This window comes from Bathymodiolus heckerae thiotrophic gill symbiont, assembly GCF_900128515.1.
Lineage (GTDB): Bacteria > Pseudomonadota > Gammaproteobacteria > PS1 > Pseudothioglobaceae > Thioglobus_A.
The window spans coordinates 1-1,383 of the sequence record NZ_FQTP01000204.1; the positions used below are offsets into that span (position 1 = coordinate 1).

Here is a 1,383-nt window from a genome sequence, read left to right on the forward strand (position 1 = left end):
CGTTTTGTTAGAAAAACAGCTGTAACCGTAGTTAAAAGAGCGCCAATAATAAGTGTGATAAAAAATGCAGCTGGAGGGTTGATGCCAATACGAGAGCGAGAGAAGCCAAATCTAATGCTTGTTTTTTAGTTGGAATATCAACCCAAAATCAAGTTTCTGTGTTAGCATCAACACTGCTCATAATATTTATGGGAGTAGTGTACTCAATGTTATATATAAGGCAAGAGACTGGAGTTTTGCTCCATGATGCCATTGTCTTGTGTCACCATTAGATCGTGCTTAATGAGCATTTGTCTGGCAAACTTTTTACGTTTATCTAGTCTTAGCTCCTCCCATCTTTCTGCTGCATGCACAATAACACTTGATGACTCACCGGTAGCACACTCGCCAAGAGGGATTAGCGTGTAATAAGTAACAGCAGATAATACAACAATCTGAAATCCCATGGACACCAAGGTGATAATAGAAAGTGTTTTGTAAAAAAACTTTGAGATTTATAATGTTTCATGTGAAACATTGATTATTTTCCGGCTGTAAATAGATAGCCAGAACCCCAAATTTTTTTTAAATAAACAGGGCTTGCCGGATCGTTTTCAATTTTCTTTCTAAGTCTACCAATACAAATATCAATACTTCTGTCAAATGGGTCTCGATTATAGCCTTTGGTTATTTCAAGCAATTGGTCGCGACTTAACACACGGTCTATATTGTCTATGAATATACTCAACATGTTAAATTCACCCGCTGCTAGATGCCTTGCTAATCAACATATTCCACTACCTTACTTAGGTCTTGAAAATACTAATGATGGCAAGCTTACAGTGCTTGAGTCATGAGTCATTCAATGATTTAGTAGAGGGTAACGCTATCAAATTAGCCGATGCAGCAGAGCAAGGAAATATGGGTGAAGCGGCTTCATTATTGGGAAAAATCAGCACGGGTTGTGTGGGTTGTCATGCGGTATTTTGTGAGCGCCAAATCAATCTTTTGGAGATGCTAGTCAACCAGCAACATTACGAGTGGTTCCAAACAGTGCCAAAGCTAATGTGGTTATGCCATTTATTAATTATACATTAGATGAAAAAATTGCTTTAGTTGCGCTGGTGCCGTTAATTGAAAAAGAAAGTAAAATGGAAATGTTCTCAGGAAATGGATTAGGTCACCTTGGAAATTTCACCATTAAATCTAAAGGTTTTGGTGATATAAAAGCTTAAGGCTTACAATAGTGAAGATAATAAGCGTAATGTCATTGTTGATGCAGTATTAAGCATGCCAACTGGTAGTATTACAGAAACAGAGGTTCAGATTCCTCTGGTAAACACTACCCCTACTACCCATTTGGGTTATGGTGCGAAATATTTAGCCACCATTCCATTGAAAGAT

4 protein-coding genes are annotated in these 1,383 nt (G+C 37.7%); 2 read left to right on the plus strand and 2 right to left on the minus strand.

Annotated features, from left to right (window positions below; translation table 11 throughout):
* Nucleotides 1-209: 209 nt before the first annotated feature.
* Nucleotides 210-446, minus strand: coding sequence for a hypothetical protein (locus tag BTHERMOSOX_RS11220; protein ID WP_138121203.1), 237 nt, complete (start codon nt 444-446; stop codon nt 210-212).
* A 74-nt stretch (nt 447-520) separates the two neighbouring features.
* Nucleotides 521-730, minus strand: a complete 210-nt coding sequence (locus BTHERMOSOX_RS11225) for a winged helix-turn-helix domain-containing protein (protein WP_138121204.1) — start codon at nt 728-730, stop codon at nt 521-523.
* Nucleotides 731-804: 74 nt separating this feature from the next.
* Between BTHERMOSOX_RS11225 and BTHERMOSOX_RS11230 the strand changes: the two genes are divergently transcribed.
* Nucleotides 805-1,077 carry a hypothetical protein gene (locus BTHERMOSOX_RS11230; RefSeq protein WP_138121205.1) on the plus strand — a complete coding sequence of 91 codons (273 nt, stop codon included), beginning with the start codon at nt 805-807 and terminating at the stop codon, nt 1,075-1,077.
* Nucleotides 1,053-1,214, plus strand: coding sequence for a hypothetical protein (locus BTHERMOSOX_RS11235; protein WP_171004766.1), 162 nt, complete (start codon nt 1,053-1,055; stop codon nt 1,212-1,214). Before BTHERMOSOX_RS11230 ends, BTHERMOSOX_RS11235 begins: the two co-directional genes overlap by 25 nt.
* Nucleotides 1,215-1,383: the final 169 nt, after the last annotated feature.

Bases quoted from the DNA above. Each gene is read 5' to 3' on its own strand.
- BTHERMOSOX_RS11220 (WP_138121203.1), bottom strand. From the start codon at position 446: ATGGGATTTCAGATTGTTGTATTATCTGCTGTTACTTATTACACGCTA.
- BTHERMOSOX_RS11225 (WP_138121204.1), bottom strand. From the start codon at position 730: ATGTTGAGTATATTCATAGACAATATAGACCGTGTGTTAAGTCGCGAC.
- BTHERMOSOX_RS11230 (WP_138121205.1), top strand. From the start codon at position 805: ATGATGGCAAGCTTACAGTGCTTGAGTCATGAGTCATTCAATGATTTA.
- BTHERMOSOX_RS11235 (WP_171004766.1), top strand. From the start codon at position 1,053: ATGCCATTTATTAATTATACATTAGATGAAAAAATTGCTTTAGTTGCG.